The organism is Pseudomonas sp. NPDC087639, from assembly GCF_044743385.1.
Taxonomy (GTDB): domain Bacteria; phylum Pseudomonadota; class Gammaproteobacteria; order Pseudomonadales; family Pseudomonadaceae; genus Aquipseudomonas.
Genome location: NZ_JBIUWI010000002.1, coordinates 1 through 14,237, shown reverse-complemented (window position 1 = coordinate 14,237; position 14,237 = coordinate 1). Strand labels below are relative to the sequence as shown.

Sequence of the window (14,237 nt, the reverse complement as noted above, 5' to 3'; positions counted from 1 at the left end):
TCATGAGCGAAGCGCTGGTGCTGTGCCGGTTCCTGCATTTCACCGTGGTGTTGATGCTGTTCGGGGTGTGGTTGTTCAGGCCATTGCTGCTCAAGGGTGGAGCGCCAGCGCTGGACGTTGGTATTTCGCGGCTGGCACCTTGGCTTGCTGCCGTTGCGCTGGCCAGTGGCATGGCCTGGGCGTTGCTTATCACCGCGAGCATGGCCGGTTCGGCGGCGGCAGCTTTTGATCCGGACACGGTTGCACTGGTGTTGGGCAATACCTTTTTTGGTCAGGTCTGGCGCTGGCACCTGTTGATCAACGCAGTGTTGCTGGCGTTGCTGTTTACGCCATGGCGTTCGAACCTGCCGTTGCGCCTGGGCTTGAGCGCGCTGCTGTTGGCGACACTGGCGCCGGTCGGACATGGCGCGATGCTTGATGGTCTCAGCGGCCAACTGTTGATTCTCAACCAGATCATCCACCTGACCTGCGTGGCGGCGTGGCTTGGCGGATTGTTGCTGCTGATGATGATTTTGCGCCGGCCCAGTGAACCGATGCGCGAGATTCTGCGACGCTTCAGCGGGATCGGATATGCGCTGGTTGCAGGCCTGCTGATCACCGGGTTGCTCAACGTTCGCGTGCTGACCGGCCAGTGGTGGCCGACACCGCTCTTCACGGGGTTTGCGCTGATTCTGTTGATCAAGGCGATGATCGTGCTGGGGATGCTCGGGCTGGCGCTGTTCAATCGCTTGCGGATTGAGGATTGCGAACAGCGGATGGCCGCGCTCAGGCGCAGTGTGGTGCTGGAGTGGTTGCTGGGGATTGGTGCTGTCGCGGCTGTGTCGCTGCTCGGCACCCTGCCCCCGATGATCACAGCCTGAAAAGCAAAAAAACTTAATGTGGCTGCGTATCGCCTGCCGCCGTATCGATACTCACCACCACCGACATCCCCGGCCGTAGTCGTTCCTCTTCCTGCTGGCCCTCATCAATGGTGATCCGCACCGGCACTCGCTGGGCGATTTTGACGAAGTTGCCGGTGGCGTTGTCCGCCTGCAACAGGGCAAATTCAGAGCCGGTGCCCGGCGAAATATGCTGCACATGCCCGGTGAATTTACGGTGGTTCAACGCATCAACGGTGAAGCGCACCGGTTGCCCGACCCGCACGTTGTCCATTTGGGTTTCCTTCATGTTGGCGATCACCCATTTCTGGTTTGGCACCAACGCCATCAGCTGCGCCCCGGAATTGACGTAGGCACCGAGGCGCACGCCGATCTGCCCGAGCTGGCCATCGCGCGGGGCGACGATGCGTGTGTTCGACAGGTCGATCCGCGCCAGTTGCACTGCCGCTTCGGCGCTGGCCACCGCCGCTTCCAGCGAACCGCGATTGACGATCACTGTTTGCAGATCCTGCCGAGCGATTTCCAGATTGGCCTTGGCTTGCGCTACCGCAGCAACGCCTTGCGCATTGGCCGCCAGCGCCACGTCCATCTCACGTTTGGACACCGAGCCGTCACGCACCAGCTCCTTGTTACGCCGCAAGTCCGCCTCGCTTTTACGCAACTGCGCTTCGCTGTCGGCCACCACTGCCTGACGCAAGTTGATCGTCGCCTCAGCGCTGTTACGTTGTTGCACCACGTTGGCCAGGGAGGCTTTCTGCACCGCGAGTTGCGCCAGTGATTGATCGAGGCGCTGCTGATAGATGCGGTCGTCCAGACGTACCAGCAAATCGCCGGCCTTCACAAACTGGAAATCCTGCACCGGCACTTCATAGACATAACCTGCAAGCTGCGGGCCGATGATCGTCACCTGCCCGCGCACCAAGGCGTTTTCGGTGGTCTCGACCGCGCTGCTGAACGGCGGCAGTTGCCAGGCGTAGAGCACGATCAGCACACCGACGATGGCAATCGCGGCAAAACCCAGCGACGAGATAATCCGCACCCGCAGCGAGCGCGGCTCGGTGTTCGGTGATGACGGCGGCGCGACACCCTCGGGGGTGGCGGCGATGGCGTTAGTGGTGGTCGTGGTCGGCTCGGTCATGAAGAAATGGCACCGCTATTAGTTACGGAAGGCTGAACGGGTGTAGCGGCGACGGCTTTGGTGGTGCTCATCAGCCACAGCGCACGAATGGAAATCCAGATCATGGTCAGCACCGCGATCACCGCGATGAGCATGAACACATCGTTATAGGCCAGCACATTGGCTTCGCGAGTCGCCGCGTTCGACAGACTGCGAATGCCCGCCAGATTGCGCAAGCTCGGGTCAGCCAGCAGCGAACCGTAAGCCGATCCACCACTCTGCACGCGCGCCGCCACCAGCGGATCGGACAACGTCAGGTGCTCGACGATATGGCTGGAATGAAACTTCTCACGCACGATCTGGAAGGTGCCGAGCAACGCCGAGCCGAGCAGTCCGCCGAGGTTATTACAGATCCCGAACAGCACGGAAAAACTCACCAGATTGCGCGGATTGGTCAGCACGTTGCGGGTGCCCAGCACCATGGTCGGGCCGAGGAAAAACGTACTGCCGAACGCCAACAGGAACTGGCTGAAATACAGGTTTTCCGGGCGAGTCAGGTTGTTCGAATAACTGTCCATCACCGAGCCGGTCGCCATCAGCGCCAGTGAGATGATCAATGGCAGGAGCAAGTGTTTCGGGTCGATGGTCAGCGCACTGGTGAGCAGGCCGGCGACGCTGCCGATCATCATCACCACGTATAGGCTGTGCAACTGCTGATTGCTCATGTTGAGGTACTGCATGAAACCCACGGCGCCGGTGGATTGTTCGGACGTGACCATGCGAATCAGTACCACCGCCAACGCCAGACGAATCATCACGCCACTGCCGAGCCAGCGGGTCATCAGCAGCGGGTTGCTGCGATTATGTTCGATGGCGAGTCCGGCAAGAATCAACACAATCGAGGCGGCCAGCGCGACACCGATCCAGTCTTGCTCAAACCACCAATCGATGCGCCCCAACGACAGCACCGCACAGAGCAAAGCCACGCCGCTGGCGAGAATGGCAAAGGTTAGGAAATCGAGTTTTTCGAAGGTTTTGAAACGGTCGCCGGGCGGCAACTTGAGCAGCAACACGCAACCCAGCGACAGCAGCGCCATGCCCAATTCGAACAGATACAAACCGCGCCATTCGGCGATCTGCAGCAAGTCCTCGGAGAACAAACGCGCCAGTGGCAAAGCCAGTTGCGAAGCACCCAGACCCAGCACCAGCGCCTTCATCCGCCACTTGGCCGGGAACGCCTGCACCATGTAATACAAGCCCAGTGAACTGAGCGCCGCGCCGACCATACCGTGAGCCGCCCGCACGGCAATCGCCGAGTTCAGGTCGTTGACGAACAAATGGCCGAAGGTCACCAGCGCATACAGCACCAGAAACACCTCGGTGAATGCACGTAAACCGAACTGTTGGCGGAACTTCACCAGCAGCAGGTTCATCGACACATTGGTCATCACATACGCCGCCGGCAGCCAGGCCATTTCCGCGGTGGTCGCGCCGATCGCGCCTTGCAGATAAATCAGGTTGGCGACCACCAGCGAATTACCCAACCCACCGGTCAACGCCACCAGCAACCCGACCAGCGCATAGGCCAGGCGCTTGGGGTTGGAATGCAGCGGCGTCGAGGGGGAACCGGGCAGACTGGGCTTCTCGTGAGGCTGCCAGTCGCGCGGGGCGTATCGATCCATTAAAAGGCCTTGAGCTGGAAGTTGCTGAAGTTTGCCGCAAAACTGCCGGTAAACCCATATCCCTGTGGGAGCTGGCTTGCCAGCGATGAGGGCATTGAGGGCTGCCAGGCCCGCGAAGTCATCGTATAACTTCCAGTTGACATTCCCCGAAAGCTCCGTAAATATCGCCTCCGATGTTGTACGACAACGCACAACACTAATAAAAACAAGAACAATAAGGGAGCGTTACAGTGAGCACATTCGTCTGCAATTCCGTCCGCCATTCCCGCTTCTCAATCACCCGCCCATGCTCCACGCTAAGCCTGATCGGTTGCAGCAGCCTTGCCCTCGCCTTGCCGATGAGCGCCGATGCCGAAGGCTTTCTCGAGGACAGCAAAGCCACGCTGAATCTGCGCAACGCCTACTTCAATCGCAACTTCGTCAACCCAGCCTACCCGCAGGGCAAAGCCGAAGAGTGGACGCAGAGCTTCATCCTCGATGCCAAATCCGGCTTCACCCAAGGCACCGTCGGTTTCGGTCTGGACATCCTCGGGCTGTATTCGCAAAAGCTCGATGGCGGCAAAGGCACCGGTGGCACGCAGTTGCTGCCGATCCACGATGACGGGCGGCCGGCCGACAATTTCGGACGCATGGGTGTGGCGCTGAAGGCCAAGGTTTCCAAGACAGAACTGAAGGTCGGCGAATGGATGCCAGTGCTGCCGATTTTGCGCTCGGACGATGGCCGCTCCCTGCCCCAGACCTTTCGTGGTGGGCAGATCACTTCCACCGAGATCAACGGCCTGAGCCTCTACGGTGGTCAGTTCCGCGGTAACAGCCCGCGCAACGACGCGAGCATGGAGGACATGTCGATGAACGGCCGCGGTGCGTTCACCTCGGATCGTTTTAATTTCGGTGGCGGCGAATACAGCTTCAACGACAAGCGCACGATGGTCGGCGTGTGGTACGCCGAACTCACCGACATCTACCAGCAGCAGTACTTCAACCTGAGCCACAGCCAACCGCTGGGCGACTGGACCCTGGGCGCCAACCTCGGCTTCTTCACCGGCAAGGAAGACGGCAGTGCCCAGGCCGGCGACCTCGACAACAAGACCGCGTTTGCCATGCTCTCGGCCAAGTACGGCGGCAACACCTTCTACGTCGGCCTGCAAAAACTCACCGGCGACAGCGCGTGGATGCGGGTCAACGGCACCAGCGGTGGCACCCTCGCCAACGACAGCTACAACGCCAGTTACGACAACGCCAAGGAGCGCTCCTGGCAGTTGCGCCACGATTACAACTTCGTCGCGCTTGGCATTCCCGGGCTGACCCTGATGAACCGCTACATCAGCGGCGATAACGTGCACACGGGAACAATCACAGACGGCAAGGAATGGGGCCGCGAATCTGAACTGGCCTACACCGTGCAAAGCGGCGCGTTGAAAAACCTCAATGTGAAATGGCGTAACGCGACGATTCGCCGGGACTTCAGCACCAACGAGTTTGATGAGAACCGGATCTTTATCAGCTATCCGATTTCGTTGTTGTAACAGTGAGTACAAGCGCAAACCTCTGGCAAACCGATGACCTGTGGCGAGGGGATTTATCCCCGACGGGTTGCGCAGCAGCCCCCTTGGTTTTTCAGAAAAAACGCTGACGACTGCTGCGCAGCCGATCGGGGATAAATCCCCTCGCCACAGAAGCGCGCAGCAGGAGAATGGATCAGCCCTTCCGTCATTTACACCAAAAGTCGCGTTGACAAGATCCAGAAACCCTACCGATACTTCAGCTCAGTCATACGACAACCTACAACAAACCTAAAAACAAAACGTGTAAGGGATTGCCATGACGTCTACCTCTACTCCCCGCGCCCCGTTTAATCGGCTGCTGCTTACCGGCGCCGCCGGTGGTTTGGGCAAAGTTCTGCGCGAACGCCTGCGCCCCTACGCCAACGTGCTGCGACTTTCAGACATCGCCGCCCTCACCCCGGCCATCGATGATCGCGAAGAAATCGTCGTCTGCGACCTCGCCGACAAACAGGCCGTGCATCAACTGGTCGAAGGTGTCGATGCGATCCTGCATTTCGGCGGCGTATCCGTGGAGCGGCCGTTTGAAGAGATCCTCGGCGCCAACATCTGCGGCGTCTTCCACATCTATGAAGCCGCACGCCGCCATGGTGTGAAACGGGTGATCTTCGCCAGTTCCAACCATGTCATCGGCTTCTACAAACAGGACGAACAGCTCGACGCCAGCTCCGCCCGCCGCCCCGACGGTTACTACGGTTTGTCCAAGTCCTACGGCGAAGACATGGCCAGTTTCTACTTCGATCGCTACGGCATCGAGACCGTCAGCATCCGCATCGGCTCTTCGTTCCCCGAACCGCAGAACCGCCGAATGATGCACACCTGGCTGAGCTTCGACGACCTCACCCAACTGCTCGAACGCTCCCTCTATACCCCGAACGTTGGCCACACCGTGGTGTACGGCATGTCCGACAACAAGGACGTGTGGTGGGACAACCGCTTCGCCAGCCACCTCGGGTTCGAAGCAAAGGACAGCTCAGAAGTGTTCCGCGAAAAAGTCGAAGCGCAGCCGATGCCGGCGGCCGATGACCCGGCGCGGATCTATCAGGGTGGTGCTTTCGTTGCGGCTGGTCCGTTCGGCGACTGACCGCTCTGCTGTCCACTTGATCCCCCTCCAATAAAATCCAAGGGAATGAGTATGCAAGCCGAATTGATCGTCGACGCCCGCAACGCGGTCGGTGAGAGCCCGGTCTGGGTCGCGCAGGAAAACGCCCTGTATTGGGTGGATATTCCCAATGGCGGCCTGCAACGCTGGAGCGCCGACACCGGCCATGTCCACGCCTGGAAAGCCCCTGAAATGCTCGCCTGCATTGCTCGCCACAGCCGTGGCGGCTGGATCGCCGGCATGGAAAGCGGTTTCTTCCATCTGCACCCGCACAACGATGGCAGCCTCGATACCGAACGGCTTGCACGGGTTGAACACCGCCGAGACGACATGCGCCTCAACGATGGCCGCTGCGATCGTCAGGGACGGTTCTGGGCCGGCAGCATGGTGCTGAACATGGGCCTGAATGCGCCCGAAGGCCGGCTCTATCGGTATAGCGCAGGTCAGTCGGGGCCGGTTGAAGCGCAACTCGACGGTTTCGTCGTGCCCAACGGCCTCGGCTTCAGTCCCGACGGCAAGACGATGTACCTGTCCGACTCGCACCCCGACGTGCAATTGATCTGGGCTTTCGACTACGACACCGCCAGCGGCACACCGTCCAACCGCCGCGTCTTCGTCGACATGAATCACTACTGCGGTCGCCCCGACGGTGCGGCCGTGGACGCCGACGGTTGCTACTGGATCTGCGCCAACGACGCCGGTCTCATCCACCGGTTCACCCCCGACGGACGACTCGACTACTCGCTGGCGGTGCCAGTGAAAAAACCGACCATGTGCGCCTTCGGCGGCAGTGGAATGGACACCCTGTTCGTCGCCTCGATTCGCCCCGGTGACGATCATGATCCGCAGTCTCTGGCCGGCGGCGTATTCGCGCTGACACCCGGCGTCAAAGGCCTGCCGGAACCCTTGTTTGACGATTTGCTTTAACCCGCCTCTGCTGCACCGCTGTGCCTTGAACACAAAAATAACAAGACTGGAGACACCCCCCATGGACTTCAAACGCACGTTGCTCGCCGCTGCACTCCCGCTGATGTTTACCTTCACCAGCGCTGCCCAGGCGCTGGAAATCAAGTTCGCCGATATCCACCCTGCCGGTTATCCGACCGTGGTTGCCGAGGAAAGCATGGGCAAAGCCCTGACCAAGGAAACCAATGGCGATCTCACCTTCAAGTATTTCCCCGGAGGCGTGCTCGGCTCGGAAAAAGAGGTGATTGAACAGGCACAGGTCGGCGCAATCCAGATGACCCGTGTCAGCCTGGGTATCGTCGGCCCGGTGGTGCCTGACGTGAACGTATTCAACATGCCATTCATCTTCCGCGACCAGGCGCACATGCGCGCGGTGATCGATGGCGAAGTCGGCGATGCGATTCTCGACCGGATCACCAACTCTGAATTCGGCCTGGTGGCCTTGGCGTGGATGGACGGGGGTACGCGCAACATCTACACCAAAAAACCAGTGCGCAAACTCGAAGACCTCAAGGGCATGAAGATCCGCGTGCAAGGCAACCCGATGTTCATCGAGACCATCAACGCCATGGGCGGCAACGGCATCGCCATGGACACCGGCGAAATCTTCAGCGCCCTGCAAACCGGCGTCATCGACGGCGCGGAGAACAACCCGCCGACCCTGCTGGAACACAACCACTTCCAGAACGCCAAGTTCTACAGCCTGACCGGACACCTGATCCTGCCCGAGCCTATCGTAATGTCGAAGATCACCTGGGAAAAACTCACCCCCGACCAACAGACGCTGGTGAAGAAAGCCGCCAAGGCTGCCCAGCTTGAAGAGCGCGCACTGTGGGATGCGAAATCCGCCAGCAGTGAAGAAAAACTCAAGGCCGCCGGCGTCGAGTTCATTACCGTCGACAAGAAACCTTTCTACGAGGCCACCGCCTCAGTCCGCGAGAAGTACGGCGCACCCTACGCCGATCTGATCAAGCGCATCGAAGCCGTTCAGTAACCCTCCCTGCCCTCAACGAAAGGCCCGGCAGCACAGACCTCGCTGGATGTCTGTGCCTGCCCGGTTACGGTGGAACCCGATGAAGAATTTGCTGCTGAGCATCAATGACCGGATCTACATGGCCTGCATCTGGGTCGCCGGTCTGTCGGTGCTGACCATTTCCCTGATCATTCCCTGGGGCGTTTTCGCCCGTTACGTCCTCGGCACCGGTTCGAGCTGGCCGGAGCCCACCGCCATCCTGCTGATGATGGTCTTCACCTTCATCGGCGCCGCCGCCAGTTACCGCGCCGGTGCGCACATGGCCGTGGCGATGGTCACCGACCGTTTGCCACCCAACCTGCGCAAAACCATGAGCATCGTTTCGCAACTGCTGATGGCAACCATCTGCCTGTTCATGACCATCTGGGGCACCAAGCTGTGCCTGTCGACCTGGAACCAGTTCATGAGCGCCCTGCCCACTTTGCGCGTCGGCATCACCTACATGCCGATCCCGATTGGCGGCGCGTTGACGCTGATTTTCGTGCTGGAAAAACTCTTGCTCGGTGATCAGAGCAATCGCCGCGTGGTGCGGTTCGATCTGGTTGAAGAAAACGAAGGGGCTGCCTGATGGACGCTTTTATTCTGCTGGGCAGTTTTATCGCATTGATCCTGATCGGCATGCCGGTCGCCTATGCCCTCGGCCTCTCGGCGCTGATTGGCGCGTGGTGGATCGACATCCCGTTCCAGGCCTTGATGATTCAGGTGGCCGGTGGGGTGAACAAGTTTTCGCTGCTGGCGATTCCGTTCTTCGTATTGGCCGGGGCGATCATGGCCGAAGGCGGCATGTCGCGCAGGCTGGTGGCGTTCGCCGGGGTGCTGGTGGGGTTTGTGCGCGGTGGCCTGTCGCTGGTCAACATCATGGCCTCGACGTTTTTCGGCGCGATTTCCGGCTCCTCGGTGGCGGACACCGCCTCGGTCGGTTCGGTACTGATCCCGGAAATGGAACGCAAAGGCTATCCACGGGACTTCTCCACGGCGGTAACCGTCAGCGGTTCGGTACAAGCGCTGCTGACGCCGCCGAGCCACAACTCGGTGCTCTACTCGCTGGCGGCCGGCGGCACGGTATCGATTGCTTCGCTCTTCATGGCTGGCGTCGTGCCGGGCCTGCTGATGAGCGCGTGCCTGATGGTGTTGTGCCTGATCTTTGCGCGCAAACGCGACTACCCCAAAGGTGAAGTTATCCCGCTGCGTGAAGCCCTGAAAATCTGCGGCGAAGCGATGTGGGGCTTGATGGCGATGGTGATCATCCTCGGCGGCATCCTTTCAGGGATTTTCACCGCGACCGAGTCGGCAGCCATTGCCGTACTGTGGTCATTCTTCGTCACCATGTTCATCTACCGCGACTACAAGTGGAGTGAACTGCCAAAACTGATGCACCGCACAGTGCGCACGATTTCGATCGTGATGATCCTGATCGGCTTCGCCGCCAGCTTCGGCTACATCATGACCCTGATGCAGATCCCGGCGAAGATCACCACACTGTTCCTGACCCTTTCGGACAACCGCTACGTGATCCTGATGTGCATCAACGTCATGCTGTTGTTGCTCGGTACGGTGATGGACATGGCGCCGCTGATCCTGATCCTGACACCGATCCTGATGCCGGTGATTCTCGGCATCGGCGTCGACCCGGTGCAGTTCGGCATGATCATGCTGGTCAACCTGGGGATCGGGCTGATAACGCCGCCGGTAGGTGCGGTGTTGTTTGTCGGTTCGGCGGTGGGCAAAGTCAGCATCGAAAGCACCGTGAAGGCGCTGCTGCCGTTCTATGCCGTGCTGTTTCTGGTGTTGATGCTGGTGACTTACGTTCCGGCGATTTCGCTGTGGTTGCCGCATTTGGTGTTGTAACACTGTAACTGTGGTGAGGGAGCAAGCTCCCTCACCACAAGGTTTACCTCAAGCCCGCAACAACATATACCCCGCCACCACCAGACACACGCTGGCAAACCCAACCTGTAATGCCCGAGCCGGCACCCGCGCACAAAGCTTGCGACCGATGATCATGCCGACGACGCTGGCAACAATGAACGCCGCGCCCTGGCTGTCGATCCGCACCCCGGCATGAAACGCGCCGATCACCCCGATTGCCGAGATCAAACTGATTACCATCAGCGACGTTGCAACGATGCCGCGCATTTGCACGTCGGTCAGTTGCTTGAATGCCGGCACGATCAGGAAACCGCCACCAACACCAAGCAATCCGGACACCACCCCGGTGACCGCACCTAACGCGGCAAGGGTCGCGGTGCATTTGGCGGTCCAGTCGAAACGCCCGGTCTCTTCATCGAGCATGCAGTTCTTCTGCCCCCAACTGGCGTGACCGTGGTCACTCGGACCTTGCGCCTGACGCTCACGCCGCAACATGCGCCAGGCGACCATGACCATCAGCAGGCTGAACAGTATCATCAGGATCTTCTCGGGCAACTGATGCGCGAAGTAGATCCCCAGCGGTGAAAACACTGCACCGAGTGCCGCAATCAACAACGCCGCGCGATAGCGCACCAGACTATGGCGCAACCCATCGATGGCGCCGACGGCCGCCGCACTGCCCACGGCGAACAGCGCCACGGGAGCGGCCTGCGTCATCGTCCAGCCGAGCCCGAGCACCAGCGCCGGCACCGCGAGAATTCCGCCACCGGCCCCGGTCAGCCCAAGAACCAGCCCCATCACCATGCCAAACAGACTTGCCAGCAACATAGGGAGTTCTCAGTCGACTTTGGACAAACCGGTCAGCCATTCGCGGCCCTTGAGCATGCCGTTCCAGTAGAACCACGGTAGCAACGTCGCCTTCAGCCACCAGGCCGAACGGCGCGGCACGGTCGGGTCCAGAGGAAAGGTCGGCAACAACTTCCCGGCATAACCGAACTCGGCAAGGATCACCTTGCCCTTCTCCACCGTCAGCGGGCAGGAACCGTAGCCGTCGTACTTCAGCGGCAGCGGCTGGTGAATGCGCTGGGCCAGCAGGTTCGCGGCCACCACGACAACTTGCTTGCGCACTGCAGCAGCGGTTTTCGCATTGCTGGTGCCGCAGATATCGCCGAGCGCAAACACCTCTGGATAACGCGGATGCTGCAGGCTATGCGGATTGACTTCGCACCAGCCGGCAGCGTCGGCCAAAGGGCTTGGCGCGATGAAATCCGGCGAAACCTGGGGCGGCACGACGTGCAGCAGATCGAAGGTTTTCGCCTGGCGAGTGACGTTGCCATCAGCGTCCTTGACCTCGAACCACGCAGTTTTCGCCGGGCCGTCGACCTTGACCAGATTCGAGTTGAAGGCCAATTGCGCGTTGTATTTTTCGATGTATTTCATCAGCGGCGGTACGAACGTCGCCACGCCGAACAGCGCAGCACCGGCCAGGTTGAACTCCACCTCGAGCTTGTTCAGCACGCCGTTTTTTCGCCAAAAATCGCACGACAGGTACAACGCCTTTTGCGGCGCCCCCGCGCATTTGATCGGCATCGCCGGTTGGGTGAACAGAGCCTTGCCGCCGCGCAGTTTCTGCACCTGATCCCAGGTGTATTGCGCGTGCTGATAGCTGTAGTTGGACGTAACGCCGTGCTGGCCGAGGCTTTCCTGCAAGCCTTCGATTTTTTCCCAAGCCAGGCACAGGCCTGGGCAGACGATCAGATTTTGATAGCTGACCGTGCGCTGATCATTGAGGGTGAGTTGGCGGTTGTCGGGATCGATTGCGGTCACCGCTGCCTGAATCCAGGTGGCCTGACGCGGCATCACTTTGGTCATCGGTCTTACGGTGTCTTTTACGTCGTAGGCGCCACCACCGACCAGCGTCCATGCCGGTTGGTAGTAATGCTGGGCACTTGGTTCGATCACAGTGATCTTCAAGTGCGGATCGCGCTTGAGCAGACTGGCGACGAAGCCGATGCCGGCAGTGCCGCCGCCGATGACCACGATATCTGCACTGATGGATGGGCCCCAGTGTTGATCGTTCATTGCTTGTTCCTTATGGCTGCGCGCACGGATTGTTCTTGCCAGCACTCCTGCAATTGAATGGTGTGCTGGCTGACATTTATTGGTGACCCAGGCTTTTCAGCACGGCACCGCAATACAGCCCGGAGAGGGTTTTCATCACCTGGATGACTTCAGGACTGGCGAGGCCGTAAAAAATGTACTTGCCTTCACGACGGGTCGCGACAAGCCCTTCATCGCGCAAAATACCCAATTGCTGAGACAGCGTCGGCTGGCGTACACCGGTCATTTTTTCCAGCTCGCCGACGTTGCGCTCGCCCTGTGTCAGCTGGCACAGAATCAACAGGCGATCCTCGTTGGCCATGGCCTTGAGCAACGCGCAGGCCTTGGAGGCCGAGGCGCGCAATTGGGCGACTTCACATTCGGTCAGACTGGATTGCATTTGCAGGATGCCTTCAACGTCACTTAAGCTGCGAACATTATGTTTTTACATAAAGTGTTGCAACCGACTTTTCTACCCCTGCACAGGTTCATGTCCATGCCCGCGCTGATTGAAGCTTTCCTCGACCCCGCCTCCTCGACCTACAGCTACGTGGTCTATGAAGACGACGGCGGACAATGCGCAATCGTCGATCCGGTGCTCGATTACGATGGCGCCGCCGGCCGCACCGGCACGGAGCAAGCTGACAGGATCATCGCGTTCGTGCGCGAGCATCACTTGCAAGTGCAGTGGCTGCTGGAAACCCACGCTCATGCCGATCACCTGTCCGCTGCGCCGTATCTGCGCCGGGAACTGGGCGGCAAGATCGCGATTGGCGAGTCGATCAGCAAAGTGCAGAACGTCTTCAAGGCACTGTTTAATCTGGAGCCGGAGTTTTGCGTCGATGGTTCGCAGTTCGATCATCTGTTCGCACCCAACGAATCTTTCAGGATCGGTAATCTCAAGGCCACCGCCCTGCACGTCCCCGGCCACACTCCGGCGGACATGGCGTACCTGATCGACGGCGAACAGATTCTGGTCGGCGACACGCTGTTCATGCCCGACGTCGGCACCGCGCGCTGCGACTTCCCCGGTGGCAACGCTCATCAACTGTTCAACTCGATTCAGAAACTGTTGGCCTTCCCTGCCAGCGTCAAACTCTACGTCTGCCACGACTACCCACCCGAAAGCCGCCAGGCGCAATGCCAGACTACCGTCGGCGAGCAGCGCAAAAGCAATATCCATGTGCATGACGGGATCGATGAGGCCACGTTCGTCGAGATGCGCACACGTCGAGATGCTGGGCTAGGCATGCCGACACTACTGCTGCCGGCGGTTCAGGTGAATGTGCGGGCGGGGAACTTTCCCGCGCCGGAGGACAACGGTGTCGTCTATCTGAAAGTGCCGGTGAACAAGCTTTAAAAGCAAAAAATCTTCAGACTCCCAACGTCAACCCATTCGCCGGCAACGGCAGCGCCGTCTTGTAACGCACCTGTTTCAAGGCGAAGCTCGAGCGGATGTTCGCCACCCCTGGAACCTTGGTCAAAAAGTCCATCATGAACCGCTCCAGGGACTGAATGGTCGGCACCAGTACCCGGATCAGATAGTCCGGGTCACCGGCCATCAGATAGCACTCCATCACCTCGGGGCGATCGGAAATCGCTTCCTCGAAATGCTGCAACGCCTCCTCGACCTGTTTCTCCAGGCTGACGTGAATGAACACGTTCACATGCAGCCCCAGCAGATCGGCGTCCAGCAGGGTCACCTGTTCGCGAATCAGGCCTAATTCTTCCATCGCCTTGACCCGGTTGAAGCACGGCGTTGGCGACAGGTTCACCGAGCGCGCAAGGTCAGCGTTGGTGATGCGTGCGTTCTCCTGAAGGCTGTTGAGAATGCCGATGTCGGTACGGTCCAGTTTGCGCATGAGACAAAACCACCTGTTTTTTATGTTTATGCAGAATTTCTATCTGCAAATGATCGCCAGCGCAAC

14 protein-coding genes are annotated in these 14,237 nt (G+C 59.6%); 8 read left to right on the top strand and 6 right to left on the bottom strand.

Translation table 11 applies throughout. The features are described from left to right. Positions 1–2 precede the first annotated feature (2 nt). Positions 3–860, top strand: a complete 858-nt coding sequence (copD, locus tag ACIOVB_RS02070) for a copper homeostasis membrane protein CopD (protein ID WP_401264415.1) — start codon at positions 3–5, stop codon at positions 858–860. Between the two features lie 13 nt (positions 861–873). Here the strand turns inward: copD and ACIOVB_RS02065 are convergent, their stop codons facing one another. Beyond that, positions 874–2,016 carry an HlyD family secretion protein gene (locus ACIOVB_RS02065; RefSeq protein WP_401264412.1) on the bottom strand — a complete coding sequence of 381 codons (1,143 nt, stop codon included), beginning with the start codon at positions 2,014–2,016 and terminating at the stop codon, positions 874–876. Further along, on the bottom strand, positions 2,013–3,677 hold the full coding sequence (locus tag ACIOVB_RS02060) for an MFS transporter (protein ID WP_187681195.1): 1,665 nt from the start codon (positions 3,675–3,677) through the stop codon (positions 2,013–2,015). The genes ACIOVB_RS02065 and ACIOVB_RS02060 overlap by 4 nt, the downstream gene beginning before the upstream one ends. Before the next feature lie 230 nt (positions 3,678–3,907). Here ACIOVB_RS02060 and ACIOVB_RS02055 point away from each other — a divergent pair, with 230 nt between their 5' ends. The 6 genes from ACIOVB_RS02055 (at position 3,908) to ACIOVB_RS02030 (ending at position 10,188) form a co-directional block, all read left to right on the top strand. Further along, positions 3,908–5,203, top strand: a complete 1,296-nt coding sequence (locus tag ACIOVB_RS02055) for an OprD family porin (protein ID WP_401264410.1) — start codon at positions 3,908–3,910, stop codon at positions 5,201–5,203. A gap of 295 nt (positions 5,204–5,498) precedes the next feature. Beyond that, on the top strand, positions 5,499–6,323 hold the full coding sequence (locus tag ACIOVB_RS02050) for an NAD(P)-dependent oxidoreductase (protein ID WP_187681090.1): 825 nt from the start codon (positions 5,499–5,501) through the stop codon (positions 6,321–6,323). A 51-nt stretch (positions 6,324–6,374) separates the two neighbouring features. Beyond that, the gene (locus ACIOVB_RS02045) at positions 6,375–7,268 is read left to right on the top strand and encodes an SMP-30/gluconolactonase/LRE family protein (protein ID WP_401264408.1); all 894 of its coding nucleotides are present in this window, start codon (positions 6,375–6,377) and stop codon (positions 7,266–7,268) included. A 61-nt stretch (positions 7,269–7,329) separates the two neighbouring features. Next, positions 7,330–8,301 (top strand): TRAP transporter substrate-binding protein, encoded by a 972-nt coding sequence (locus ACIOVB_RS02040; protein ID WP_401264406.1) that lies wholly within the window; start codon positions 7,330–7,332, stop codon positions 8,299–8,301. 79 nt (positions 8,302–8,380) lie between these two features. Continuing rightward, complete coding sequence (locus ACIOVB_RS02035) at positions 8,381–8,908, top strand: TRAP transporter small permease (protein ID WP_187681093.1); 528 nt, start codon at positions 8,381–8,383, stop codon at positions 8,906–8,908. Beyond that, entirely contained in the window at positions 8,908–10,188 is a 1,281-nt protein-coding gene (locus ACIOVB_RS02030; protein ID WP_187681094.1) for a TRAP transporter large permease, read from the top strand. Before ACIOVB_RS02035 ends, ACIOVB_RS02030 begins: the two co-directional genes overlap by 1 nt. A 48-nt stretch (positions 10,189–10,236) precedes the next feature. Here the strand turns inward: ACIOVB_RS02030 and ACIOVB_RS02025 are convergent, their stop codons facing one another. The 3 genes from ACIOVB_RS02025 to ACIOVB_RS02015 form a co-directional block, all read right to left on the bottom strand. Beyond that, complete coding sequence (locus ACIOVB_RS02025) at positions 10,237–11,037, bottom strand: sulfite exporter TauE/SafE family protein (RefSeq protein ID WP_401264402.1); 801 nt, start codon at positions 11,035–11,037, stop codon at positions 10,237–10,239. A 9-nt stretch (positions 11,038–11,046) separates the two neighbouring features. After that, complete coding sequence (locus tag ACIOVB_RS02020; RefSeq protein WP_401264400.1) at positions 11,047–12,291, bottom strand: FAD-dependent oxidoreductase; 1,245 nt, start codon at positions 12,289–12,291, stop codon at positions 11,047–11,049. Positions 12,292–12,367: 76 nt separating this feature from the next. Further along, positions 12,368–12,709 carry a helix-turn-helix transcriptional regulator gene (locus ACIOVB_RS02015; protein WP_007915092.1) on the bottom strand — a complete coding sequence of 114 codons (342 nt, stop codon included), beginning with the start codon at positions 12,707–12,709 and terminating at the stop codon, positions 12,368–12,370. A gap of 96 nt (positions 12,710–12,805) precedes the next feature. Between ACIOVB_RS02015 and ACIOVB_RS02010 the strand changes: the two genes are divergently transcribed. Continuing rightward, positions 12,806–13,669 (top strand): MBL fold metallo-hydrolase, encoded by an 864-nt coding sequence (locus ACIOVB_RS02010; protein WP_401264398.1) that lies wholly within the window; start codon positions 12,806–12,808, stop codon positions 13,667–13,669. Positions 13,670–13,682: 13 nt separating this feature from the next. Here ACIOVB_RS02010 and bkdR read toward each other — a convergent pair whose 3' ends face one another. Beyond that, complete coding sequence (gene bkdR / locus ACIOVB_RS02005; protein ID WP_096822555.1) at positions 13,683–14,171, bottom strand: Bkd operon transcriptional regulator BkdR; 489 nt, start codon at positions 14,169–14,171, stop codon at positions 13,683–13,685. Positions 14,172–14,237 lie beyond the last annotated feature (66 nt).